The sequence below is a fragment of the Herbiconiux sp. SALV-R1 genome, from assembly GCF_013113715.1.
Taxonomy (GTDB): Bacteria; Actinomycetota; Actinomycetes; order Actinomycetales; family Microbacteriaceae; genus Herbiconiux.
The window spans coordinates 3610090-3633583 of sequence record NZ_CP053344.1 but is presented as its reverse complement, the minus strand read 5'-3'; the positions used below and the strand labels follow the sequence as shown (position 1 = coordinate 3633583).

The window sequence follows — 23494 nt, the reverse complement described above, 5'->3', positions numbered from 1 at the left end:
GAAAGACCATGGGACTCGACGACAAGATCCGCAACGCCGCTGAAGACATCGCCGGCAAGGCGAAGGAGGGCTTCGGCAAGGCCACCGGCAACGAGAAGCTCGAGGCCGAGGGCAAGGCCGACCAGACCAAGGCCGACGCCAAGAAGGCCGGCGAGAACGTGAAAGACGCGTTCAAGCACTGACCGTCTCGCGAACAGCCGACGGATGCTCGGCGGTCTCGCCCGCATCCGTCACCACCACGAAGGCCCCGGGTCGCACACCCGGGGCCTTCGTCGTGTCGTGAGAGGCGGCTCTACCGGCCGTTCGGCAGCGGCTCGACGCCGAAGGCGCGGGCCAGCTTGTCGATCTTCTCGGCGCGGCCGAGGCGGGGCAGGTCGCTGCCGTCGCGGATGACGCGGCCGCGGGCCTCGAAGTCGTCGAGGAAGTCGCGAGCCCAGGTCACATCCGACTGGGTGGGGCTGATGACCTCGTTGATGACGGGCAGCTGCTCGACGTCGAGGCAGAGCTTGCCGGTGAGCCCGAGCGCGACGGCCACGGCCGACTGCTCGCGCAGCACCGGGTGGCTCGACGAGACGGTGGGTCCGTCGATGGGGCCGGGGAGCTTGCCGACCCGGCTCGCGATGACGAGGCGGGAGCGCGGGTACGCCATCGCGATGTCTTCGGCGCTGGTGCCGGTGTCGCGCCGGTAGTCGCCGGAGCCGAAGGCGAGGCGGTAGGCGCCGCGGGCCCGGGCGATGGACACGGCCTCCTCGATGCCGAGGGCCGACTCGATGAGCACGAGCACGGGGGTCGTGCCGCCGAGGCGGTCGAAGGTCTCGGTGACGTCGGCAGCCGACTCGGTCTTCGCGAGCATGACGCCGCGGAGGCCGGGAACGCCCTTCAGCTCGTCGACATCGTCGCTCCAGAAGTCGCTGGCGCGGTCGTTGATGCGCACCCAGCCGCTGCCGCCGTTCGACAGCCAGTCCACGACGTCGCCGCGCGCCTCCGGCTTGTGCTTCGGGTCGACGGCGTCCTCGATGTCGAGCACGATCTGGTCGGCACGCGACTTGGCGGCGGAGTCGAACTGCTCTGTTCGGCGGGCGGAGACGAGCAGCCACGAGCGGGCGATCTCTCCGGGGATCTCGGTGGATGGGTGGGTCTCAGTCACACGCTCAAGTCTACGGATGCGCGCCATTGCGCTGTATACGAGTTCATACAGTTCACGGAGGGCACTGTTGTGGGCGCCGCGCACCCCGCGGGCGATAGCCTGTGCGGGTGAACGAGCCCCGCGCATCCGGCCCCACCGCGAGCGTCGAACTGAGCGCCGGGGGCGTCGGCCCGTGGGCGGGGGAGTGGCCCGAGGGCGAGCAGTACGACCCGGAGCTGCTCGAACGCGGCGACACCCGCAACGTCATCGACCGCTACCGCTACTGGCGCATGGACGCGATCGTCGCCGACCTCGACCAGCACCGGCATCCGTTCCACGTCGCCATCGAGAACTGGCAGCACGACCTCAACATCGGGTCGATCGTGCGCAGCGCCAACGCGTTCGCCGCCGACACCGTGCACATCATCGGCCGCAAGCGCTGGAACAAGCGCGGGGCCATGGTGACCGACCGCTACCAGCACGTGCAGAACCACCCCGATGTCGCCACCTTCGTCGAGGTCGCCCGCGCGGCCGAATTGCCTATCATCGCGATCGACAACGTGCCGGGCAGCGTCATCATCGAGACCTTCGCGTTCCCCGAGCGCTGCGTGCTGCTGTTCGGGCAGGAGGGCCCCGGCCTCTCGGCCGAGGCCATCGCCGCAGCGGATGCGGTGGTCGAGATCTCCCAGTTCGGCTCCACCCGCTCCATCAACGCCTCCGCCGCCGCCGCCGTCGCCATGCACGCCTGGGTCACCCAGCACGTCGCTTTTGGCTGAATTATTCTCGATTTGGGTGTCCCACGCGTGACACACTGGAGCCATGTCTCTGGTGAGTGTGCGACAACTCCGCAATCATGGCGGTGATGTGCTTGCACGGGTGGCCCGCGGCGAGACGCTCACGGTCACGAGCGACGGCGCCGAGGTCGCCGAGCTTCGTCCCTTGCCGCGCCGCACCCTGTCGACGAGCGAGTTGATCGAGCGTCGACGGATGCTTCCGGCTGTCGACACCGATCTGATACGGTCCGAGATCGACGAGCTCATCGACCCGACCCTGCGAGCGCGCACCCTCGAGAGCTGGTCGACACCTCGACCGTGATTCTGCTCGCCCGCGTCGCCGAACCCGAGGCGCTGCTCGAAGAACTGCAGATTGGCACCGTCACCCTCGCGGAGTTGAGTGTCGGCCCGCTCGTCGCGACAGACGACATCACTCGGGCGGCGCGCCTGGCCCACCTGCAGCAGGCCGAGGCCGACTTCGAACCGCTGCCTCTCGACGCTGCGGCGGCGCGGGCGTTCGGTCAGGTCGCGGCGGCGCTGCGCCAGGGTGGGCGTAAACCTGCCGCGCGAGCCTACGACGCCCTCATCGCCGCCGTCGCTCTGGCGAACGGGCTGCCCATCGTCACGGCCAACCCCAGAGACTTCCAGGGGATCCCTGCGCTGGAAGTGATCGAGGTGACTATCGGGGATTGATGCCCCGCTCGTCAGGCGCGGGAGGAGACAGCGCCTGCGGTGGCGGTCTCCGGCTTCTCCTCCGCGTCGGCGACCGCGGTGCGGCCGGGGAGGAGGAACGAGAGGAGGAGGGCGACGCCTGTGATGGCGATCGCCCACCAGAACGATTGCTGGAACGCGGCCACCGCATCCGCCCCGCCGCCGGCCGCACCGCCGCCCGCAGCGGCGCCGGCCAGCACCACGGCGAGCACTGCAGTGCCGAAGGCGCCGCCGAGCTGCTGTGAGAGGCGGGTGATGGTGCTGGCGTGGGGGATCTCGTGCTGCTCGAGCCCGACGAAGCCCACCGCCATGATCGGGATCATCACCGCCCCGAGCCCCATGCCCCGCACCACGAGCACGGCGCTGATCCACCACAGGTTCGTGCTCGCGTCGGCGAAGGCGAACGGGATGGTCGCCACGAGCACCACGGCGAAGCCGAGGATGGCCACGGTGCGCGCTCCGATGCGATCGGTGAGGCGCCCGGCGAGCGAGCGGCTGAGCAGCGAGCCGACGCCCTGCGGGATGAGGAGGAGTCCGGCGCCGAGCGCGTCGGTGCCGCGGAGCTCCTGGAACGACAGCGGGAGCAGGAGCATGCCGCCGTAGAGGGCGGCTCCCATGAGGAACATCGCGCCCGACGCGGCGGCGAGCGGGCGGTGCCGCAGGAGGCGGAGGTCGACGAGCGCCGGGCGCGTCGTGCGGGTCGCCCAGAGCGTGAACGCGACGAGCAGCGCGACGCCCGCCGCGAGCGGCGCCCACACGTCGAACCGCGCGAAGCCGCCCGCGCTGCCGGCGTTGCTGAGGCCGTAGAGCAGCCCGACGACCGCGGGGGAGAGCAGCGTGAGCCCGACCACGTCGAGCTTCGCGGTGCCGGTCGGCCCGTCGGCGGGGATGAAGCGCCACGCCAGCACGAGCGCGACCGCCGCGAACGGCACGTTAACCCAGAACAGCCACGGCCAGGCGCCGGCGCCGAGGAGGAGGCCGCCGATCACCGGGCCGAGGATGGGGCCGAGCGCGGTCGGCAGTGAGACCACCGCCATCGTGCGGCCGAGCGCCTGGCCGCGGGCGGCCTGCATGAGAAGCGTGGTGAGCAGCGGCATCATGGCGCCGGCGCCCACGCCCTGCACGACGCGGAACGCGATGAGGCTCCCGGCGTCCCAGGCGAGCGAGCACAGGATGCTGCCGACGAGGAACACGACGAGCGCCGCCATCCACAGACGCCTGCCGCCGAGGCGGTTCTGCAGCCAGCCGACGAGCGGCACGGTGACGCCCATGGCGAGCAGATAGCCCGTGCTCACCCACTGGATGGTCTCGATGCTCGCGTTCAGGTCGCCGGCCAGCGTGTGCAGCGCGACGCTCACGATGGTCGCGTCGAACAGGGGCGCCATCGCGCCGACGACGAGGGCGACGGCGAGGCGGCGGAGGTTCTTGTCCATGATGACCTTAGATACTCGGTTGTGTCTTATCGGCAGAACTGTACGCCGCTGCGATAAGATACGCAAATGGATCTTGTGAAGACGCGCCGCCGCGGTGCCGAGCTCGAGCACGCGCTGCTCGATGCGGCCTGGGCCGAGCTCGAGGAGGTGGGCTACCCCGCCTTCGGCTACGACGGCGTCGCCGCTCGCGCCGGCACGTCGAAACCGGTGCTCTACCGCCGGTGGCCCTCGAAGGTCGACCTCGTCGTGGCGGCGCTGCAGCACGGCGGGCTGTTCACGCGCCGGGAGGTGCCCGACACCGGCTCCCTCCGGGGCGACATGCTCGCCGCACTCCGTGACTTCAACGCGACCCGGTCGGGGTTCATGGCGGTGATCAGCGTGTACATGGCGAGCATCCACGCCGACACCGGCCTGTCACCCGCCGACCTGCGCCGCCGCCTGCTCGAGGGCCGCACCGAGGTGGGCAGACGGATGCTCGAACGCGCCGCCGCGCGCGGCGAGATCCCGCTGCGCGACTGGCCGCAGGGCGTCACGACGCTCCCCTCCGACCTGGTGCGCCACGACCTCGTCATGACACTGAAGCCCCTTCCCGACCCCCGCATCCTCGAGATCGTCGACGACATCTGGCTGCCCCTGGTGCGCTGACGCGCCCCCGCGCACAATCGACCCGTCACAAACCGCCCTCTCCCGGTGCCTGAGAGGGCGGATCGTGACGGGTCGATGCCGCGCTACTCGGGGGAGCGGGTTGAGCGGGGGTGCGAGCGCGCGGCGAGGGTCGCGGCACCCGCGCCGGCGGCGGCGACGCCCGTGGCGATGGCTGCCGTGACGCCCGCGGCGGCACCGGGGGCGCCCGTGTCGGCGAGGGCGGGGCGCGCGGGCGGGGCGGGAGGCGCCGGGGGCACCGGGGGTGCGGGAGGGGCAGGCGGGGTGGGCGCGTTGGCCAAGACCTCGTCGAGCCACCCGAACACCACCTCGTTGCGCACCTGCGGCGCCATGGGCGCGCAGTGGAACTCGGTGCCGGTGGGGTAGTCGAAGAGGTGGGTCGAGACCGAGGCGGCCTTGGTCAGCCACGCCTCGACCTGGTCGCCCTGGCCGGTGAAGAACACGTCGGAGGCGTACTCGTTGAGCAGCACGTGCGAGGTGACCTCCCCGAACAGTGCGGCGTCGCCGCTGAACGAATCGATCGCATCCAGCAGCCCCACGATGTCGGTGATCACCCCACCGCTCGACGCCTGATCGTGCAGCGCCGAGCCGTAGATCTCGCCGCGCTTGTTCACCAGGAACTTCAGCGCATCCTGCCCGTCGGGCCCGTAGGCGGGGGAGGTGCCGTCGAACAGCTCCTTCCAATTCGCGTTCGAGACCGAGCCGAAGTAGTCGTTCATGGCGGTGACGAGCGGCTGCCAGGGTGCCGAGTTGTCCCAGAAGCCGGGGTCGGCGACCACCGCGGCGAGCCGGTGCTCGGCCGCCGCGGCACGCATCACCAGCACGCCGCCGAAGCTCCAGCCGGTGAGGGCGACCTTCTGCGCATCCGTCTCGGGCTGGGCGATCGCGAAGTCGACGAGCGGGGTGACGACGTCTTCCCAGTACGGCGTGAACGGGATGTTCTGCTCGAACAGCAGCGAACCCTGCCCCGGCCCCTCGAACAGCAGAACGTTGTAGCCGCGCTCGAGGCCGGCCGCTCCGCCGTAGGCCCAGATGTCGACGAACTGGGCGTCGCTGCCGTTGTTGATGATGACGGTGGGCTTCGCCCCGGTTCCGGATGCACGCCCCCAGTACGCCGGAATCGTCACGGTGCGGGTCGTCACCGAGCCGTCGAGCTCGCGGAAGCGCACCGTCGCCGGGATCTCGACCCGCTGCAGCACCGGCTCGAGCAGCGCGGCCGCCGCAGCCCAGCACCGCTGCATCGCGCCGTAGATCTCGGCTTCGCGACCCGGCGCATCCGTGCCGAGAACGAAGAAGAGCACGCAGTTGTAGTAGGAGGCCGCGCGCAGGTAGCGGGAGCGCGCCGTGACGTAGCGGCCCGCCGCGAGCTCGGCGTCGGCCTCGGCGGCGAGGCGCGCGGCGAGCGCCTCGAAGGAGGCGGCGTAGGGCTGGTAGGCGGGGATGGCCTCGGCGCCTCCCGCGGTGATGGCGGCCTGCACGGCGGCCACCGCGCTCGCCACCTCGCCGACCTCGCCGGACTGGTAGGCGGCCTCGCCGTAGGCGGTGAGGGTCTGGAAGTTGAGGTCGTCTTGCTGCGGGAAGGGGGTGAGGCCCGGGTCGGGGGCGGCGGCGAGCGTAGTGGTGCGAGCCGCGGCGGCGCGGGGCACCGAGGCGGCGCGGGCGGCTGCTCCCGCGACACCCGCTGCGGTGCCGACAGCGGGGGTGGCGGCCGACGCAGGAGCGGCTCCCGCGACCCCGAAGGCGACTCCCGCTCCGCCGGCGGCGGCGAGTCCGAGCAGGGAGCGGCGGGTGAGTTCGGGCGTCATGAAGCTCCTCGGTCGTCGTGGGGGTCGGTGCCCGAAGCCTAGCGTCGGCGCGTGCCGGGGTGGCAGCCCCCGAGCGGGGACTGGCGGGCGCGCCCGCGCGGGTTCAATACACTGGAGCACATGTCCAAAGTCCTCACCTCCCTCCCTGTCGGCGAGCGCGTCGGAATCGCGTTCTCGGGCGGGCTCGACACCTCGGTCGCCGTCGCGTGGATGCGCGAGAAGGGCGCGGTGCCCTGCACCTACACCGCCGACCTCGGCCAGCCCGACGAGCCCGACGTGGAGGCCGTTCCCGGTCGCGCCGGCGAGTACGGCGCCGAGATCGCCCGCCTGGTCGACTGCCGGGCGGCGCTCGTGGAGGAGGGGCTGGATGCGCTGCAGTGCGGTGCGTTCCACATCCGTTCCGGGGGCAAGACCTACTTCAACACCACGCCCCTCGGTCGCGCCGTCACGGGCACGCTGCTCGTGCGCGCGATGAAGGAGGACGACGTCGAGATCTGGGGCGACGGCTCGACCTACAAGGGCAACGACATCGAGCGGTTCTACCGCTACGGCCTGCTGGCGAACCCGCGCCTGCGCATCTACAAGCCGTGGCTCGACGAGGCCTTCGTCACCGAGCTCGGCGGGCGGCAGGAGATGAGCGAGTGGCTCGTCGCCCGCGGCTTCCCCTACCGCGCCTCGGCCGAGAAGGCGTACTCGACCGACGCCAACATCTGGGGTGCCACTCACGAGGCGAAGACCCTCGAGCAGCTCGACACGGGCGTCGAGATCGTCGAGCCGATCATGGGCGTGCCGTTCTGGCGCGACGACGTGTCGATCGAATCGGAGATCGTGTCGGTGACCTTCGAGGCGGGCCGCCCGGTCGCGCTCAACGGCACGGCGTACGACGACGCGGTCGCCCTGGTGCTCGAGGCCAACGCCATCGGCGGCCGCCACGGCCTCGGCATGAGCGACCAGATCGAGAACCGCATCATCGAGGCGAAGTCGCGCGGCATCTACGAGGCTCCGGGCATGGCGCTGCTGCACATCGCCTACGAGCGGCTGCTGAACGCCATCCACAACGAAGACACCGTGGCGAACTACCACCTCGAGGGCCGCAAGCTCGGCCGCCTCATGTACGAGGGCCGCTGGCTCGACCCGCAGGCGCTCATGCTGCGCGAGTCAATCGGCCGCTGGGTGGGTTCGGCCGTCACCGGAACCGTCACGCTGAAGCTGCGTCGGGGAGACGACTACAGCATCCTGAACACCGAGGGTCCCTCGCTGAGCTACCACCCCGACAAGCTCTCGATGGAGCGCGTGGGCGACGCGGCCTTCGGCCCGCTCGACCGCATCGGCCAGCTCACCATGCGCAACCTCGACATCGCCGACACCCGTTCGCGCCTCGAGCAGTACGCGCGGCAGGGCATCGTGGGCGGCGCGACCGCGCAGCTCGTGGGCGACCTCGAGGCGGGCGAGGCCGCGGCCATCACCGCGGGCTCCCCCGAGTCGGAGCTCGAGGCGGCCACCGACGCCGCCAACGAGGCCTCCGCCTTCGACCTCGGCACCGACTGACCCGCGGGTCGCGCGCTCACTCGCCCCGCCTCCCCGCGATCGAGTGGGCGCGAAGTGCCCGCTCGAGGTGCCCGAGTGGGCGCGAAGTGCCCCTTCGAGAGGCCTGAGGCGGCACTTCGCGCCCGCTCGAGGGGCGGGCGCACCCGCGCGAGGCGCCCTGTCGCGGGCGGCTGGTAGCCTCTCAGCGTGAATCGTGTGCGGGCGACGACCCTCGAGGATGTCGCCCGGGCGGCGGGGGTGTCACGGGCGACGGTGTCGCTGGCGCTCGCCGGCACGGGGCGGCTCTCGGACGAGACGCGGGCGCGGGTGCGCGCCGTGGCCGCCGAGCTCGACTACACGGTGAACGTGGGGGCGAGCAACCTCCGCCGCGCCCGCGCGGGCGCCCTCGGCGTGTACCTCCCCGAGAGCACGAACGGCCTGGCCTACTACATGGACTTCGTGTTCGGAGCCGTCGAGACCGCCGCCGCCAGCGGGCAGTCGGTGACCATCGTCGCCGGCGCCGCCGCCGGTGAGCGGGCCAGAGCGCACGTCGACGGCTACATCCTCATCGACCCGCCCGACGACGACCCCGTGGTGCGCCGCATCCTCGGGGGCCGGCTGCCGGTGGTGTCGGGTGAACGCGTGCCGTCGGGCCTCCCGGCGCCGTGGGGTGTCGTCTACTCCGACCACCGCAGGGGAATGACCGCACTCATGAACCATGTCGCCGAGCGCGGGGCCGCCCGCCCGGCGCTCATCGCGCCGCCGGCCAACACCGTCTGGGGCAGCGAGGTGCGCCACGCCTATCTCGCCTGGTGCGCCGACAACGGGGTGCAGCCGATCGTGCGCGAGTCGCCCGAGCGCTTCATGCCCGACGACGTGCGCCGCGTGGCCACCGAGCTGCTCGGCGGCGGCGACCGCCCCGATGCCATCATCTCCGCTCCCGACGGCTCGGCCGTGGGTGCCGTGTCGGCAGCACGCGCCCTGGGCCTCGAGGTGGGAACGGATGTTCTCATCACCGCCTACGCCGACAGTCTCGCCATGCAGATGGCCGACCCGCCCATCACGGCGATCGACCTCCGCGCCCGCGACTTCGGGCGTCACTGCGCGGCGATGCTGCTCTCGGCGCTCGACGGCGACGGCGAGGGCGTGGGCGACGGCGGCGGTTCGGGCAACGCCGGCGACGACGTCGAGGCTGAGACCGGCGGCCACAGCGACGTCGAGGCCGAGGTGTTCACCATCGACCTCCGTGTACGCGCGTCGACTGGCGCACCGCCCCCGCCCGCCCCGCCCGCCCCGACGACCCCCTAGAACTCCCGCAGGTTCTCGCGCAGCGTCGCACCCGCGTACGACGACCGCGTGAGTCCGCGGCGCTTCAGCGCGGGCACGAGCCCGTCGGTGATCTCGGCGATGTTCTTGCGGTTGAGCGGCCCCGAGAGCAGGAACCCGTCGCCGCCGACCTCGTCGATCACCTCGCCCATCTTCGCCGCCACGGTGTCGGGGCTGCCGACGAGGTCGATCGTCGCCACCATGTTGTGGGCGATGACGAGCTCGCGCAGGGTCTTGCCCGCCGCATCCTTCTGGTAGCGCGCCATGGTGCTCTGCTGGGCGTTGACCTTGCCGTCGAGGTCGGGCATCGGCTGGTCGAGGTCGAACTGGGCGAAGTCGATGCCCGAGAAGTACGACATCACCGAGAGGTGCTCCTCGACGTAGGCGTCGGTGGTCTTCGCCTCGGCGCGGGCGGCGGCGATGTCGCGCGCCACCTGGTCGGTCTCGCCGATGATCGGGTCGACCATGAACAGGATCTTGCACTCCTCCGGTGAGCGACCGTACTTCGCCATGCGCTCGTGGATGTCGCGGCGGTACGCCTTCATCGACTCGATGCCGTTCGGCACGCAGAAGATGACGTCGGCGAACCTCGCGCCGAACTCGCGGCCCGCGGGCGAGCCGCCGGCCTGTGAGATGACGGGCCGGCCCTGCGGACCGGGCGGCGTGTTGAGCGGCCCGCGCGAGGAGTAGTGCTGCCCGGTGAAGTGGATGGGGTGCACCTTGGTGTGGTCGGCGAAGACGTGCCGCTCGGTGTCCATGATCACGGCGCCGGGCTCCCAGGAGTCCCAGAGCTGCGTGACGAGGTCGGTCCACTCCTCGGCCATGCCGTAGCGGAGGTCGTGGTCGTGGTGACCCTCGAGCCCGAAGTTCTGCGCGGCGCGATCGCTGGCGGAGGTGACCAGGTTGCCACCAGCGTGACCGCCTGACAGCTGGTCGAGGGTGGCGAGCATCCGTGCCGCCATGAAGGGCGGGTAGAACGAGGTGGAGATGGTGGGGATGTAGCCGAGGTTCTTCGTCACCTGCGTGAGCACGGCCACCATCGCCGTGGGGTCGGAACGCGGGATCTCCTGGGCGAACTTGAGGTCGGCCTCCATGCTGCCGCCGAACACGTCGGGCACCATCAGCCCGTCTTGGAAGACCATGAAGTCGAAGCAGGCGCGCTCGAGGGCTCGCGCGGCGTCGGCGTAGAGGCTCGGCGACCACCAGTCGTCGTTGTCGGTGCCCGCCCAGTCGCGGCCCCACGACTGCACGCTGTAGCCGTTGCCGACGAACCATCCGAGGTGAAACATGCGGGTCTCCGTATCGCTTGCCGGGGGAGGGACGACTCCGATGATGGGAACCCGCTCGAACCGCTGTCAAACCGATCGGGGCAGGTCGCGAAGGAATTAACACGCCCGGCACACGGGCGAAACACCGTCTCGGCCAGTCAGGCTCCCGGTGTGCGGATCTCGTGGCGCCACGATCCCCGAGAACAGGCGGATGCGCGGAGCATTCAGGCGGTCAAACCTGCCTTCGACAACCGATTCCGAAGATTACCGCATGTTACAGCCAGGTAAACAGAAGAAACGCGGTTGACAGCTCGACCGTGTGCTGTCACGATTTAGCAACCCGCACCGCATCCGTCCCGAGGAGTCGTACCGTGACCTTGTCCCACGAAGAACGAGCAGCCGAACTCGGCCTCGTCATCCCGGACTACGCCAGCGTGCCCTACCACGGCCTCTCGTACGGATCGATGAAGGCGTTCCACAAGACCGGGAACCTGCTCTTCCTCTCCGGTCACGTCGAGGACGCACCCGGCCATGAGGGCGACCCGCTGCACGCGGGCCGTCTCGGCGCCGAGGTGACGGTCGAGCAGGGCTACGAGGCGGCACGCCTCACCGCGCTCAACTGCCTCGCGACCATCAGGCTCGCGCTGGGAACCCTCGACCGGGTCAAGGGCCTCGTCGGTTCGCTGAACTACGTCGCCGTCGCCCCGGGCTTCACCGATGTCCACCTCATCTCGAGCGGTGCCACAGACCTCTTCCGCGACCTCTTCGGGCCGGAGAACGGCCTCGGCGGCCGCGCCACCCTCGGCGTCAGCGCCCTGGCCGGCAACCACTGCTTCGAGAACGTCCTCACGATAGAAACGGTTGATTGACATGATCCGACGCACCACCTTCTCGCGCCTCGCCGGCGCCGGGGCCGCGGTCGCCGCGCTCTCGCTCGCCCTCGCCGCCTGCTCCAGCAGCTCGGGTGCCGACTCCGGTTCCGACTCGGGCTCGGGCGGCATCGCCCTCGGCTACACCGCGACACTCACCGGCGACTTCGCCAGCTACGGGCTCGAGATGCGCGAGGGCGTCGACCTCGCCGTCGAGCAGCTCAACGAGGCGGGCGGCATCGACGGCAAGGAGGTGAGCATCGTCTCGGCCGACGACGAGGGCTCGCCCGCCAACGGTCCGGTGGTCGCCCAGCAGTTCTGCGACGACACCTCCACCGCGGCGGTGCTCGGCTACAGCTTCTCGAGCGTCGCACTGGCGGCCCTGCCGGTCTACGACCAGTGCGGCCTGCCGGTCGTCGCCTCGGCGGTCACCTCGCCCGAGCTCAGCGGTGCGAGCGACGTGTTCTTCCGCGACGTCTTCACCGACGCCTATCAGGGCGCGGAGATGGGAACGCACGTGCACGACGGCGGTGTCGAGAAGATCGCCGTGCTGTACCAGCAGGACGACTACGGTCAGGGTGTCGCCGACAGCTTCACCAGCGCCTTCGAGGAGGCCGGGGGTGAGGTCACCAGCTCGCAGGCCTACCAGCTCGGCGCCGTCGACTTCGCCACCGCCATCAACACCGCGCTCGCCGACTCGCCCGACGGCATCTTCATCGGTGGTTTCTACACCGAGGCGGCGGCCATCGCTCAGCAGCTGCGCACGAGCGGCTCGGAGCTGCCCATCTTCGGCACCGATGGCGCCGTGAGCCCCGACCTCACCTCCCTCGGCGGTGACGCCGTCGAGGGCATGACCGTCTACTCCGCCTTCACGGCGGCCGCCGGCACCCCCGCCTCGGCCGACTTCGTCGAGGCCTTCACCGAGAAGTACGGCAAGGCCCCGTCGTCGTGGGCGGCGCTCGCCTACGACGCCACCAACGTCGTGGCCCAGGCGATCACGGATGCGGGAAGCACCGACCGCGCGGCCGTCACCGAGGCGCTGGCTGCCACGGAAGGCTTCGACGGTGTGACGGGCGACATCAGCTTCGACGACGGCGGCGACCGTCTCGGCGAGCTGATCTTCCTCAAGGTCGAAGACGGCGAGTTCGTCGCCGAATAGGCTCCGGCCTCCTCCCCGGAGACAGCCGGGCGGGCACCACACCCGCCCGCCCGGCTGACCGGCATTGCGGCCCCGCCTGCATCCGGCCCGCAACCGCACCCGGCCAACAACAGCATCCGGCCCCCCCGAACCCCGCACTCGCCACCTCCCCGCCCGGCCCCGACCCGAACCCGGAGATCATGACTCAAACGCTCATCAACGGCCTCGCCGTCGGAGGGATCTACGGCCTGTTGGCCGTCTCCTTCAGCGTCGTCTACGGCGTGCTCGGCATGGTGAACTTCGCCTTCGGCGAGGTGTTCATGTTCGGCGCGTTCGGCGCCCTCGTCGCCGCTGCCGCGAACACGCAGATCGCCGGCGCCGACTTCGCCGGGCCCGCCCTCCCGCAGTGGGCGGCGATCGGCATCGGCCTCCTGGTCGGCGCGATCGTGGGCCTGCTCATCGAGCGCATCGCCTACAAGCCCCTGCGCAACGCCCCCATCCTGTCGATGCTCATCACGGCGATAGCCGTGTCGATGCTCCTGCGGGCTGTCGGCACCTTCCTCTTCGGCGCGGCGCGCACCCCGGTGCCCGCCCCCGACCTCGGCGGCGCCATCACCTTCCTCGACGCGCGCATCCAGCCCATCGACCTCGTCATCTTCGGCGTCGCCCTCGTCGCCGCTGCGGGCTTCTGGGCCCTGGTGCGGTTCTCGCCCATCGGGCGGGCCATCCGGGCGACGGCGCAGGACAAGGATGCGGCGAGGCTGATGGGAATCGGCGTCGATCGGGTGGTCTCCACCACCTTCGTGCTCGGCTCGATCATGGCGGCGCTCGCGGGCATCCTGTACTCGCAGAAGTACGGTTTCGCCGCCGCGACGATGGGGTTCATCCCCGGTCTCAAGGCATTGGTGGCGGCGGTGCTCGGAGGCATCGGGAGCATCCCCGGCGCCTTCGTCGGCGGCGTCGTCATCGGCCTCGTCGAGGAGCTCGCCGCGGCCTACGTGCCGCAGGGTTCGGCCTACCGCGACGTGATCGCGTTCGGGGTGCTCGTGCTCATCCTGTGGCTGCGGCCGCAGGGTCTGCTCGGTCGCCGGGAAGTGCAGAAGGTGTGACGATGACCACGACGACCCCCGCATCCGGCCTCCGCCGCCCGCTGCCCCGCCTGGTGCGGCTCCTCCCGCCGGCGCTGCTCGCCCTCGTGGCGCTGCTGCTCCCGTATCTCCTTCCGGGCGACCGCTGGGTGCGGGTCGCCGCGCTGGCGCTCATCTACATCGCGCTCGCCTCGGGCCTCAACATCCTCGTCGGGCTCACCGGGCTGCTCGACCTCGGCTTCATCGCCTTCTTCATCGTGGGCGCCTACACCACGGCCATCCTCACGGTGCGCCTGTTCATCGATCAGCTCGGGTTCGAGCCCGAGAGCCTGTGGTGGCTGTTCCCCGTGAGCCTCGTCGCCGCGCTGCTGCTCGCCGGCCTCGCGGGGGCGATCATCGGCTACCCGACGCTGCGGGCGCGCGGCGACTACCTCGCCATCATGACGCTCGCGTTCGGCGAGATCGTGCGCATCGTCTCGATCAACTGGATCGACCTCACCGGCGGCTCGGTGGGCATCCGCAACATCCCGCCGTTCGGCATGGGCGGCATCGAGCTGGTGAGCCCCGCCGCGAACTACTACGTCGTGCTGGCGATGGTGGTGGTGGTTCTGGCGGCGCTCGCCGGAGTGATCGCGTCGCCGATCGGGCGCGCCTGGGTGGCCATCCGGGAAGACGAGCTGGTCGCGTCGTCGATGGGCATCCGCACCCGCCGCTACAAGTTGCTCGCCTACGTCTGCGGAGCCTCGATCGCGGGCGTGACCGGCGTGTTCTTCGCGCACATGCAGCAGTTCATCAACCCCGACAGCTTCACGCTCGAAGACAACTTCATCGTGCTGTCGCTGGTCATCCTGGGCGGAGCGGGAACCTACTGGGGGCCCGTGGTGGGCGCCACGCTGTGGATCTTCTTCCAGGCGATCGCCCGCGACTGGACGATCGTGCAGGAGCACCCGGAGTTCCGCACCGGGCTCCTCGCGCTCATCGTCGTGGTGCTCATGATCCTCCGCCCGGGCGGCATCGTGTCGCGGCGGCTGAAGCTCACGCGGTCGGCGGGGGCGGGGGCGGGTGCGGGTGCTGGGACTGCGGCTCCGGCCGTGGTTCCGGATGCGCGGGGCGGCGCCGCTTCGCCCGTGACGCCGGATGCGCCACCCACCCAGACCGCCACCCCGCCTGCCCGGGAGGCCGGGCCCGCAGCGGGCACCCCCGTGCTCGTCGTCGACGGAGTCGGCCGCACCTTCGGCGGACTCACCGCCCTCGGCTCGGTGGGCTTCGAGGTGCGGCGCGGCGAGATCCTCGGCCTGATGGGCCCGAACGGGGCCGGCAAGTCGACGCTGCTCAACGTGCTCTCGGGCGTCACGAAACCCTCGCGCGGCTCCATCACCTTCTACGGCGACCGCATCGACGGTCTCGAGTCGGACAGGGTGAGCGTGAAGGGCGTGGCCCGCACCTTCCAGACGGTGCGGCTGTTCTGGGACATGACCGTGCTCGAGAACCTCCTCGTCGGCGCCCACGAACGGTTGCGCGGCTGGGTTCCCGCCTTCGCCCTGCGCCTGCCGAAGCACCGTCACGACGAGGCGGTTGCTCTGGCCGACGCCGACGAGCTGCTGCGCTTCACGGGCGTCGCGGGCGAACGGTCACGCCGAGCATCCGCTCTCAGCTACGACTCGCAGCGCCGGGTCGAGATCGCCCGGGCGCTCATGACGAAGCCGCGCCTGCTGCTGCTCGACGAACCCGCGGCGGGGATGAACGAGAGCGAGACCAGGGCCCTCGCGGCGCTCATCACCGCGATCCGCGACGCCGGCACCGACGTGGTGCTCATCGAGCACGACATGGACCTGCTGATGAGCGTCTCCGACCGCATCGTCGTGCTCGACCACGGCGAGGTCATCGCCACCGGCACGCCCGACGAGGTGCGGCGCGACCCCGCCGTGCTCGAGGCCTACCTGGGGAGCGGGGCATGAGCATCCTGACTGTGGAGAACCTCTCGGTGCGGTACGGCGCGGTGCGCGCGGTGACGGAGGCGTCGCTGCACGTCGACGAGGCCGAGCTCGTCGTGATCGTGGGCGCGAACGGTGCCGGCAAGTCGAGCCTGCTGCGCGCGGTGTCGGGGCTCGTGAAGTCGGCGGGCGGCTCGGTCGCGTTCGCCGGGCGCACCGTCACCACGGCTCCAGCCGAGAAGCGGGTTCGGGCGGGCTTGTGTCTGGTGCCCGAGGGCCGGCACATCTTCGGGCGCATGACCGTGCTCGAGAACCTGCAGATCGCCACCTGGGGCAGCCCGCACAAGCTTCGCGGCGAGCTCGACCGCATCTACGGGCTGTTCCCCGTGCTCGCGGAGCGCGCGGGTCAGGTGGCGGCGACGCTCTCGGGCGGGGAGCAGCAGATGCTCGCCATCTCGCGGGCGCTGGTGCGGCATCCGAGACTGCTCGTGCTCGACGAACCCTCGATGGGGCTCGCACCGCTCGTGGTGAAGCAGATGTTCGAGCTCATCGCCGAGGTGAACGCGCAAGGAACCAGCGTGCTGCTGGTCGAGCAGAACGCCCGCATGGCGCTCTCCATCGCTCACCGCGGCTACCTGATGGAGACCGGCTCGCTCTCGGGCGGCGGCAGCGCCGCCGACATGGCCGACGACGAGAGCCTGCACGCCGCGTACTTCGGCCGATCGTCGCCCTGACCGGGGCTGCTTCCGGTCTCCCCTCTCTTCTCCTCCGTCTTAGGAAACGCACCATGAACCCTTCCTCCAGCGCGCCTTCCGTGGCGCTCGCCGCTCCCCACACCGCAGCCGTCGAGGCCGGCCGGCGCATCGTCGAAGACGGCGGAAACGCCGTGGATGCGGCGGTCGCGGCGGCGGCGGTGCTCACGGTGGTCTACCCGCACATGTGCAGCGTGGGCGGGGACCTCATCGCGCTGGTGCGCTCCGCCGACGGCGGGGTCGAGTGCGTGAACGCCTCCGGCGCCTACGGCTCGGGGGTGCCGGTCGAGACGCTGTTCGACGGAGTCGCGGCTATGCCGGTCTCGGGCCCGCTGACGGTGTCGGTGCCGGGAACGCCCTCGGGATGGGCGGCCCTGCTCGAGCGCTGGGGCTCGCTGCCGCTCGAGCGGGTGCTGCGGGATGCGATCGTGCTGGCGCGCGACGGCGTGGCGGTGAGCGCCGGGCTGGCTCAGGCGATCCGCGACGACGAGCAGGCCCTCTCGGCCGACCCCGGGATGCGGGGAGTCTTCTTCCCCGACGGGCATCCGGCGCAGGTGGGTGACGTGATCCGCCAGCCCGCCCTCGCGGCGACGCTGTCGGCCCTCGCCCGAGACGGACTGCGGTCGTTCTACGACGGCGAGGCCGCCACGCAACTCGCCTCGGGACTCGCGGCGCTCGGGGTGCCGGTGAGCGCATCCGATCTGCGGGCGCACACGGCACGGCTCGAGCCGCCGCTCTCGGCGAGGGTCGGAGAGCTCACGGTGTCGACGGCGGCGCCCAACTCGCAGGGGTACACGCTGCTGCGCACGCTCGGGGCGGTGGAGACGGCGCGGGCGGTGGGCGCCGAGGTCGACGCGGCGGTCGTCGCCGAGCTGCTCTACAGCGGAGACGTGCTGCGCGACGACGAGCTCGCCGACCCGCTCGTGGCGGAGGTCGACGTGGAAGGGGCGCTCTCGGCGGAGGCACTCTCGGCGGCACTGGCCGCCGCGGCCGAGAGCGCGCGCACGGGGGTGCGGGTCGAGGCCCGGGTGACGCCGCGGCCGGCCGGCGACACGATCGCGGTGACGGCGGTGTCGGGTGACGGGGTGGCGGTGTCGCTCATCCAGTCGGTGTTCCACTCCTTCGGGTCGCTCCTGCTCGAGCCGACCACGGGGCTCGTGCTGCACAACCGTGCGGCGTTCTTCACCCTCGAGGCGGGGTCGCCCAACGTGGTCGCGGCGGGCAAGCGTCCGGCGCACACGCTGGTGCCGGTGCTGGTGGAGTCGGATGCCGGGCTCGTCGCCGCGCACGGCACCATGGGGGGCAAGGCGCAGTCGCAGATCCACGTGCAGCTGGTGGAGCGCATCCGGGCCGGGGCCACGCCGCAGGAGGCCGTCGCCGCCCCCCGCTTCATCGTGGGTGGCCTCGACATGGGCACCGACAACGACTACGTCTTCGTCGAGCCCGGCTTCGACGACGAGACCCTCCGCGGGCTCGATCGCAGCCCCCTGCGCCTCGTGCCGTCACCCACCCTTCACTCCGACGCGGGTCACGCGATGATCGCCCGCCGCGACCCCTCGGGCGCCCTCTCCGCGGGCGCCGACCCGCGCAGCGACGGGGCCGCGGTCGTCGCGCGCGCCGCGGTGCCCGCGGTGCCCGCGCGGCCGCCCGGGAACCTCGCATAGTCGTTGGCCGAGAGTCCGTCGAGAGGGCGCAAAACGCCCCCTCACCTGGCCCGAGACGGCGTTTCGCGCCCACTCGATGAGCGCGGACGCGCGCGACGGCGCGGGGCCTCACGCCGCGGTCGCGGTCGGCGACTCCTCGGGGTCGAGGGACGAGGGGATGCGGCGGCGCGGACGCCAGGCGACCGTCGCGATGAAGACGCCCGCCACCACGACCGCCCCGCCGAGCAGGTCGCCGAGCGCGGGCACGTCGCCGAGGATGAGCCAGGCGCTCGTGAAGCCCGCCACCGGCACGAGCATGGAGAAGGGGGCGACGCGGCTCGACGGGTTGCGCTTCATGAGGGCCGTCCAGATGCCGGTGCCGACGACGGTGGCGAGCAGCGCCGTGTAGGCGAGTCCGATCAGCGCGGGCACCGCCTCAGGGGTGAAGGCGGTGGCGAGCGACTCGCCGATGCGGTCGGGCCCCTCGACGAGGAGCGACAGGGCGAGCATCGGCAGGGGTGGCACGACCGACATCCAGAGCGTGAGCCGCAGCGGGTTCTCGGGTTTGGCCTGCCGGCTGCAGATGTTGCCGAACGCCCACCCGAGCGCCCCGCACAGCGTGAGCACGACCGGAAGCAGCGCCGAGACCCCCGCGCGTTCGGCGGCGATGATGCCGAGCCCCGCCACCGCCACGGCGATCCCGACGCCCTGCACAGCGGTGAGCCGCTCCCGCAGCCAGACCGCCGCGAGCACCACCGTGAACGGCGCCGATGCCTGCAGCACGAGGGATGCGAGACCGGGCGGCATCCCCGCATCCATCGCCGCGAACAGGAACGCGAACTGCAGGATGCCGAACCCCAGCCCGTAGCCGAGCAACCACTTCAGGGGCACGCCGGGCCGTTTCACGAACAGCACGGTGGGCAGCGCGATCACCGCGAACCGCAGCGCGACGAGGAAGAACGGGGGGAAGTGCTCGAGCGAGAGGTGCAGCGCCACGAAGTTCACACCCCAGAGCACCGCGACCAGCACGGCGAGGAGACGGTCTCGGGTGGTCACCGCTTCAGCCTCGCGGCGCATCCGCTCGGGCACAAGCGAGCGTCGCTACACCCACCTTGTGGCGCAGCTTGCCGATGGAGGCGACGGATGCGCAGCGTGCCGACGAAGGGCGACGGATGCGCAGCGTGCCGACGAAGAGCGACGGATGCGCAGTGTGCCGACGAAGGGCGACGGATGCGCTACTTGCCGTGCTCGGCGAGGATCGTGTCGAGATCGATGCGCTTCAGCAGCCCCGCCCAGTCGAAGCTGCGCGCCGTGTCGATGGCGTGGTCTTCGGCGAGCACCTTGCCGTTGCGCTCGACCGTCACCCCGGCCGGCGCCTCCGCGTTCACGATGCGGAGGATCTCGTCGTTGACCGCCTCCGCGTCGAAGTCGGCCCCGTAGCGAGCGTAGACGTCGGCGTTCACGGTGTAGTTCAGCACGGTGATCTCGGTGTGGGTCATGCTCACATCCTGCCACCGGCCGGCGCGGCTACGCTGGCCGGGTGCTGCCGAAATCAGGAACGATCGCGCTCGCCGCCGCCGCCGACGTGGCTCTGGTGCTGCTGTTCGTCGCCATCGGCCGACGCTCGCACGACGAAGACGGTGCGCTGCTCGGCTTCCTCACCACCGCCTGGCCCTTCGTCGCCGGCGCCGCCGTGGGCTGGCTCGCCTCCCTCGGCTGGCGCCGCCCACTCGCCGTCGCCCCCACCGGCCTCGTCGTCTGGGCGGGAGCCGTCGTGCTCGGCATGCTGTTCCGGATGCTGTCGGGACAGGGCGTTCAACTCAGCTTCGTCATCGTCACGGCCCTCGTGCTCGCCGCCTTCCTCCTGGGCTGGCGCGCGGTCGCGCTGCTGGTGACGCGCATCAGTCGTCGCCGGTCTCGGCGCGAGACGGCGGGGGCCGGCAGGGCCGGCGGGACGGCCGGAGCCGGCGGGGTCACCGGCCGGAGCTGAGGCGCACCAGGCACGTGGGCGAAGGGGCGGCCACCGCGTCGCCGAGCTGACGGGGCACGCCGTCGTCGAGCCGGAAGCTCGCGATCGAGTTCGAGTTCTGGTTCGCGACGTGGAGACGCTGCCCGTCGACGACGAGGTGGCGCGGCCACGCTCCACCCGAGGGCACCGTCGTGCGGAGCACAAGCGTGTCGGCGCGTCGCTCGACCACGGCGACCTGGTCGGGGCCGCGCAGCCCGGCGTAGAGGTAGCGCCCGTCGTGCGAGGCGGCGAGGGCCGCGGCCTGGCAGGAGTCGTCGCCGCTCCACAGCGCGACCTCGGCGACGACGTCGAAGGTCGCACCCCGGGGCTGCAGCAGCAGCACGGAGCTGCTCCACTCTCCGAGCACGGCGACGCACCCGTCGGGGAGCGCGCAGAGGTCGCGCGGGCCGGTGCCAGGCGGCACCTCGACCGCGGCCGTGCGTTCGAGGCGCGTGCCGTTCCAATCGTGCACGAACACCCGGTCGGCGCCGAGGTCGGCCGAGAGCACGCGCCCGTCGGGCAGGGCGAGAACGTGGTGAGCGTGCGGGCCGCCCTGGGCGGGGTGCGGGCCCGACCCGTGAGCGGTGACGACCTGTGCGACAGGGCCGGCGCTCCCGTCGACTCCGACGGGGTGCACCGCGAGCATTCCCGTGCGATAGCTCGCCACCACGACCGCCTCGCCCGCGGCGTCGCCCACCGCGGTGCTGCTCGAAGCCGCGCCGGGTGCGCCCCCGCCCGCGCCCCCCACCACCGCGGCATGGCAGGGCGCCCCGCCCGCGGTGGGGTGGCGCGACAGCAGATCGAGCCGGTCGCCGACGATACGGAACGACGCGATCTCGGCGGTCTCTTCGAGGAGGGCGTACACCCGGTCGCCGGCGAGCGACAGCCACGAGGGAGACGGCACCTCCGCGAGGGGGCCGGTGACGCGCATCCGTCCGTCGGCGTCGACGGCGCCCAACCCGATGCCCGCTGCCGTTCCGCCGCGGTCGGTGCCGTAGCCGCCGATGAGGTAGCGGGTGCCGACGAGACCGCGCCCGATGGCAGCGGCATCGGCATCGGCATCGGCAGCGGCATCGGCATCGGCAGCGGTCGCGGGGCGGTGGTCGCCGAGGTGGGCGCTCACGAGGGGGAGTCGAGGAGCGTCGCGGCGAGCGGGTTCCACCCGGGCGGGAGCACCGGCCCGGGACTCGCCGAGCTCGCGACGTCGACGAACCCGCCGCCCACGGCTGCCTCGTCGATGGACGCCATGATGTCGACGACGTGGGCGGCGAGCTCCCCGGAGGCGCGCTCGGGCCGACCGGCGCGGATCGCTCGCGCGAGCTCGAGCACACCGTGCCCGCGCCCCACCGCCGCGTGGGTCTCGACGACCTCACGCCCTTCCCGGGTGATGATGGCGAGCTCGCCGTCGAATCCGTTCGGGTCGGCGAGCACGAGGGTCGCATCACTGCCGCCGACCTCGAAGAAGCCCACCCGCCGCTGAGGGGACTGGAAGCTGAAGGTCGACTGCGCGCTCGTTCCGTTCTCGAACTCGATCAGCGCACCGAGGTGCGTCGCGACGTGCACGGGGAACTCGGTGCCCGCCCGCGGCCCCGAGGCGATGACGCGCGTGGGCCGCGCCGTGCTCGCGCTCGCGGCGACCCGGGCGACGGGGCCGAGCAGCTGCACGAGCGAGGTGAGGTAGTAGGGGCCGATGTCGAACAGGGGGCCGCCCCCGGGCGCGTAGAAGAACTCGGGGTTCGGATGCCAGGCCTCCGGCCCGGCCGCCTGGAACAGTGTCAGCGCGGTGAGCGGTTCGCCGATGCGACCCTCCTCGACGAGCCGCCGCGCGGTCTGCACGGCGTCGCCGAGAAACGTGTCGGGAGCGCCGGCGGCGCGGAGGCCGAGCGACTCCGCCTCGGCCAGCACCGCCCGGCTGCCGGCCCGGTCGACCGCGAACGGCTTCTCGCTCCAGACGTGCTTGCCGGCGCGGAGCGCGGCGAGGGCGACCTCCATGTGCGCCGCGGGGATGGTGAGGTTCACCACCAGTTCGACGTCGGGGTCGGCCAGTACCTCCTCGACCGCTGCTCCGGTGGGCACGCCGTACTCCGCCGCCCGTGCCGCCGCCCGCTCGCGATCGAGGTCGGCGACGGCCAGCACCTCGAGGTCGGGCATGCGGGTGAGGTTCTCGAGGTACTGCGCCGAGATGGCCCCGGCGCCGACCAGGGCGACGCCCATGGGTCCCTGTCTCATGACTCTCCCCTCACATCCCGCCCACGACGGGCACCCACTCGGGGCGTCTCTCGTCGACGTGGAACCGTGCGTAGTAGTCGCCGACCTCGCCGTAGAGGCGCTCGTACTTCTCCATGCGCTCCGGGTCGAGCTCGACGCCGAGCCCGGGGCCCGTCGGCACGGCGATGGCGCCGTCGCGGTAGGCCATCTTCCCTCCGACGATGATGTCGTCGGTGAGGTAGTGGTAGTGCGCGTCTCCGGCGGTGATCATCTCGGGAATCGTGCTGGCCGTGTGCAGCATCGCCGCGAGCTCGACGCCGAACTCCACGCCCGAGTGCATGGCGACGCCCAGCCCGAAGGTGCGGCATACCGCCGCGAGGTCTTTGACCCCCCGAGGCCCTTCCCAATAGTGCAGGTCGGTGAGGATGACGTCGGCGACGCCCAGACGGATGCCCGGGGCGAGGTCGTCGAAGCGCGCCGGGTACATGTTGGTGGCGAGGGGCACCCGCACCTGCTCGCGCACGGCGGCGTTGCCGGTGAGCCCCCAGGCCGGATCTTCGTACCACTCCGGTCGCACGGCCTCGAGGCGCTGCCCCATGCGCACCGCCGTCGGCACCGACCAGACGCCGTTGGGGTCGATGCGCAGCCGGTAGTCGGGGCCGAGGCGCTCGCGGCAGAGCTCCAGCACGCGCACCTCCTCCTCGGGGGCGAACACGCCGGCCTTGAGCTTCATGGCCGACACCCCGAGCCGCTCGGTGAGTTCCTCGCAGAGGTCGGCCATGTCCTCGGCGCGTGTGTCGTCGCCGCCACCCGGCCGGTCGTAGCGCCAGAACAGGTAGGCGATGAACGGGATCTCGTCGCGCACCCGCCCGCCGAGCAGGTCGCTCATCGGTCGGCCGAGCACCTTGCCTTGGATGTCGAGGCAGGCGATTTCGATCGCCGCGTAGAGCCGGGCGTTCGACACGTAGTAGATCGAACGGAGCACCGCCGTCTTGATCGCCTCGAGGTGGAACGGGTCGGCGCCGATGATGCGTGGGCGCAGCTTCTCCAGCGCGCCGCGCTGATCGCCGCCGCCGACCTCGCCGAGGCCCACGACACCCTCGTCGGTGATGAGCTCGAGCACGGTGCGCAGGAAGTATCCGGGGTGCACCCCGCTGCTGTGGCGCAGCTTCGCGTCGGTGGGGATGGCCACCGTGCGGGCTCTGAGATCGACGATCTTCAC

Annotated in this window: 23 protein-coding genes; 14 read left to right on the top strand and 9 right to left on the bottom strand. The window is 71.6% G+C overall.

The annotated features are described in order from the left end of the window. The first annotated feature begins 8 nt into the window (after positions 1-8). The gene (locus HL652_RS17270) at positions 9-182 is read left to right on the top strand and encodes a CsbD family protein (RefSeq protein WP_171706448.1); all 174 of its coding nucleotides are present in this window, start codon (positions 9-11) and stop codon (positions 180-182) included. Between the two features lie 110 nt (positions 183-292). Here HL652_RS17270 and HL652_RS17265 read toward each other — a convergent pair whose 3' ends face one another. Continuing rightward, the gene (locus HL652_RS17265) at positions 293-1174 is read right to left on the bottom strand and encodes an HpcH/HpaI aldolase/citrate lyase family protein (RefSeq protein WP_171706447.1); all 882 of its coding nucleotides are present in this window, start codon (positions 1172-1174) and stop codon (positions 293-295) included. 80 nt (positions 1175-1254) lie between these two features. Here HL652_RS17265 and HL652_RS17260 point away from each other — a divergent pair, with 80 nt between their 5' ends. Genes HL652_RS17260 through HL652_RS17250 form a run of 3 tightly spaced genes read left to right on the top strand, consistent with a single transcriptional unit; the run spans position 1255 to position 2592 of the window. After that, positions 1255-1902 carry a TrmH family RNA methyltransferase gene (locus tag HL652_RS17260; RefSeq protein WP_171706446.1) on the top strand — a complete coding sequence of 216 codons (648 nt, stop codon included), beginning with the start codon at positions 1255-1257 and terminating at the stop codon, positions 1900-1902. Positions 1903-1945: 43 nt separating this feature from the next. After that, positions 1946-2221: a type II toxin-antitoxin system Phd/YefM family antitoxin gene (locus HL652_RS17255; protein WP_171706445.1), complete on the top strand. Its 276-nt coding sequence runs from the start codon at positions 1946-1948 to the stop codon at positions 2219-2221. Further along, complete coding sequence (locus HL652_RS17250; protein WP_253743414.1) at positions 2218-2592, top strand: type II toxin-antitoxin system VapC family toxin; 375 nt, start codon at positions 2218-2220, stop codon at positions 2590-2592. The genes HL652_RS17255 and HL652_RS17250 overlap by 4 nt, the downstream gene beginning before the upstream one ends. Positions 2593-2603: 11 nt before the next feature. On the opposite strand, the gene HL652_RS17245 is transcribed toward HL652_RS17250, so the two are convergent. Beyond that, positions 2604-4043, bottom strand: a complete 1440-nt coding sequence (locus HL652_RS17245) for an MDR family MFS transporter (protein ID WP_171706444.1) — start codon at positions 4041-4043, stop codon at positions 2604-2606. Positions 4044-4109: 66 nt separating this feature from the next. On the opposite strand from HL652_RS17245, the gene HL652_RS17240 reads away from it, so the two are divergent. Continuing rightward, the gene (locus HL652_RS17240; RefSeq protein ID WP_216603933.1) at positions 4110-4688 is read left to right on the top strand and encodes a TetR/AcrR family transcriptional regulator; all 579 of its coding nucleotides are present in this window, start codon (positions 4110-4112) and stop codon (positions 4686-4688) included. Positions 4689-4771: 83 nt separating this feature from the next. On the opposite strand, the gene HL652_RS17235 is transcribed toward HL652_RS17240, so the two are convergent. Beyond that, entirely contained in the window at positions 4772-6511 is a 1740-nt protein-coding gene (locus HL652_RS17235) for an alpha/beta hydrolase family protein (RefSeq protein WP_171706443.1), read from the bottom strand. 120 nt (positions 6512-6631) lie between these two features. Here HL652_RS17235 and argG point away from each other — a divergent pair, with 120 nt between their 5' ends. Together argG and HL652_RS17225 are read left to right on the top strand one after the other, a co-directional pair. Further along, a complete protein-coding gene (gene argG, locus HL652_RS17230) occupies positions 6632-8059 on the top strand; it encodes an argininosuccinate synthase (RefSeq protein ID WP_171706442.1) in 1428 nt (475 codons plus the stop codon). A 186-nt stretch (positions 8060-8245) separates the two neighbouring features. Beyond that, positions 8246-9346 (top strand): LacI family DNA-binding transcriptional regulator, encoded by a 1101-nt coding sequence (locus HL652_RS17225; RefSeq protein WP_171706441.1) that lies wholly within the window; start codon positions 8246-8248, stop codon positions 9344-9346. On the opposite strand, the gene HL652_RS17220 is transcribed toward HL652_RS17225, so the two are convergent. Next, the gene (locus tag HL652_RS17220; RefSeq protein WP_171706440.1) at positions 9343-10653 is read right to left on the bottom strand and encodes an NtaA/DmoA family FMN-dependent monooxygenase; all 1311 of its coding nucleotides are present in this window, start codon (positions 10651-10653) and stop codon (positions 9343-9345) included. The genes HL652_RS17225 and HL652_RS17220 overlap by 4 nt on opposite strands. A gap of 350 nt (positions 10654-11003) precedes the next feature. Here HL652_RS17220 and HL652_RS17215 point away from each other — a divergent pair, with 350 nt between their 5' ends. The 6 genes from HL652_RS17215 (at position 11004) to HL652_RS17190 (ending at position 18077) form a co-directional block, all read left to right on the top strand. Then, on the top strand, positions 11004-11501 hold the full coding sequence (locus HL652_RS17215) for a RidA family protein (RefSeq protein ID WP_171706439.1): 498 nt from the start codon (positions 11004-11006) through the stop codon (positions 11499-11501). A gap of 1 nt (position 11502) precedes the next feature. Beyond that, on the top strand, positions 11503-12660 hold the full coding sequence (locus tag HL652_RS17210) for an ABC transporter substrate-binding protein (protein ID WP_171706438.1): 1158 nt from the start codon (positions 11503-11505) through the stop codon (positions 12658-12660). Between the two features lie 179 nt (positions 12661-12839). Continuing rightward, positions 12840-13748: a branched-chain amino acid ABC transporter permease gene (locus HL652_RS21540; protein WP_216603932.1), complete on the top strand. Its 909-nt coding sequence runs from the start codon at positions 12840-12842 to the stop codon at positions 13746-13748. A gap of 2 nt (positions 13749-13750) precedes the next feature. Then, the gene (locus HL652_RS21535) at positions 13751-15685 is read left to right on the top strand and encodes a branched-chain amino acid ABC transporter ATP-binding protein/permease (protein ID WP_216603931.1); all 1935 of its coding nucleotides are present in this window, start codon (positions 13751-13753) and stop codon (positions 15683-15685) included. Next, on the top strand, positions 15682-16395 hold the full coding sequence (locus HL652_RS17195; protein WP_216603930.1) for an ABC transporter ATP-binding protein: 714 nt from the start codon (positions 15682-15684) through the stop codon (positions 16393-16395). Before HL652_RS21535 ends, HL652_RS17195 begins: the two co-directional genes overlap by 4 nt. A 53-nt stretch (positions 16396-16448) precedes the next feature. Next, on the top strand, positions 16449-18077 hold the full coding sequence (locus HL652_RS17190) for a gamma-glutamyltransferase (protein WP_171706437.1): 1629 nt from the start codon (positions 16449-16451) through the stop codon (positions 18075-18077). Between the two features lie 108 nt (positions 18078-18185). Here HL652_RS17190 and HL652_RS17185 read toward each other — a convergent pair whose 3' ends face one another. Both HL652_RS17185 and HL652_RS17180 read right to left on the bottom strand, forming a co-directional pair. Then, positions 18186-19112, bottom strand: coding sequence for an EamA family transporter (locus HL652_RS17185; protein WP_171706436.1), 927 nt, complete (start codon positions 19110-19112; stop codon positions 18186-18188). Between the two features lie 179 nt (positions 19113-19291). After that, entirely contained in the window at positions 19292-19555 is a 264-nt protein-coding gene (locus HL652_RS17180; protein WP_171706435.1) for a hypothetical protein, read from the bottom strand. Positions 19556-19596: 41 nt separating this feature from the next. On the opposite strand from HL652_RS17180, the gene HL652_RS17175 reads away from it, so the two are divergent. Beyond that, positions 19597-20046, top strand: a complete 450-nt coding sequence (locus tag HL652_RS17175; RefSeq protein ID WP_371743521.1) for a DUF3054 domain-containing protein — start codon at positions 19597-19599, stop codon at positions 20044-20046. Here HL652_RS17175 and HL652_RS17170 read toward each other — a convergent pair. The 3 genes from HL652_RS17170 to HL652_RS17160 are packed head-to-tail and all read right to left on the bottom strand — an operon-like array spanning position 20030 to position 23494. Beyond that, positions 20030-21187, bottom strand: a complete 1158-nt coding sequence (locus HL652_RS17170; RefSeq protein ID WP_171706434.1) for a lactonase family protein — start codon at positions 21185-21187, stop codon at positions 20030-20032. The genes HL652_RS17175 and HL652_RS17170 overlap by 17 nt on opposite strands. After that, the gene (locus tag HL652_RS17165; RefSeq protein WP_171706433.1) at positions 21184-22293 is read right to left on the bottom strand and encodes a Gfo/Idh/MocA family protein; all 1110 of its coding nucleotides are present in this window, start codon (positions 22291-22293) and stop codon (positions 21184-21186) included. The genes HL652_RS17170 and HL652_RS17165 overlap by 4 nt, the downstream gene beginning before the upstream one ends. A gap of 10 nt (positions 22294-22303) precedes the next feature. Further along, complete coding sequence (locus tag HL652_RS17160; protein WP_171706432.1) at positions 22304-23494, bottom strand: enolase C-terminal domain-like protein; 1191 nt, start codon at positions 23492-23494, stop codon at positions 22304-22306.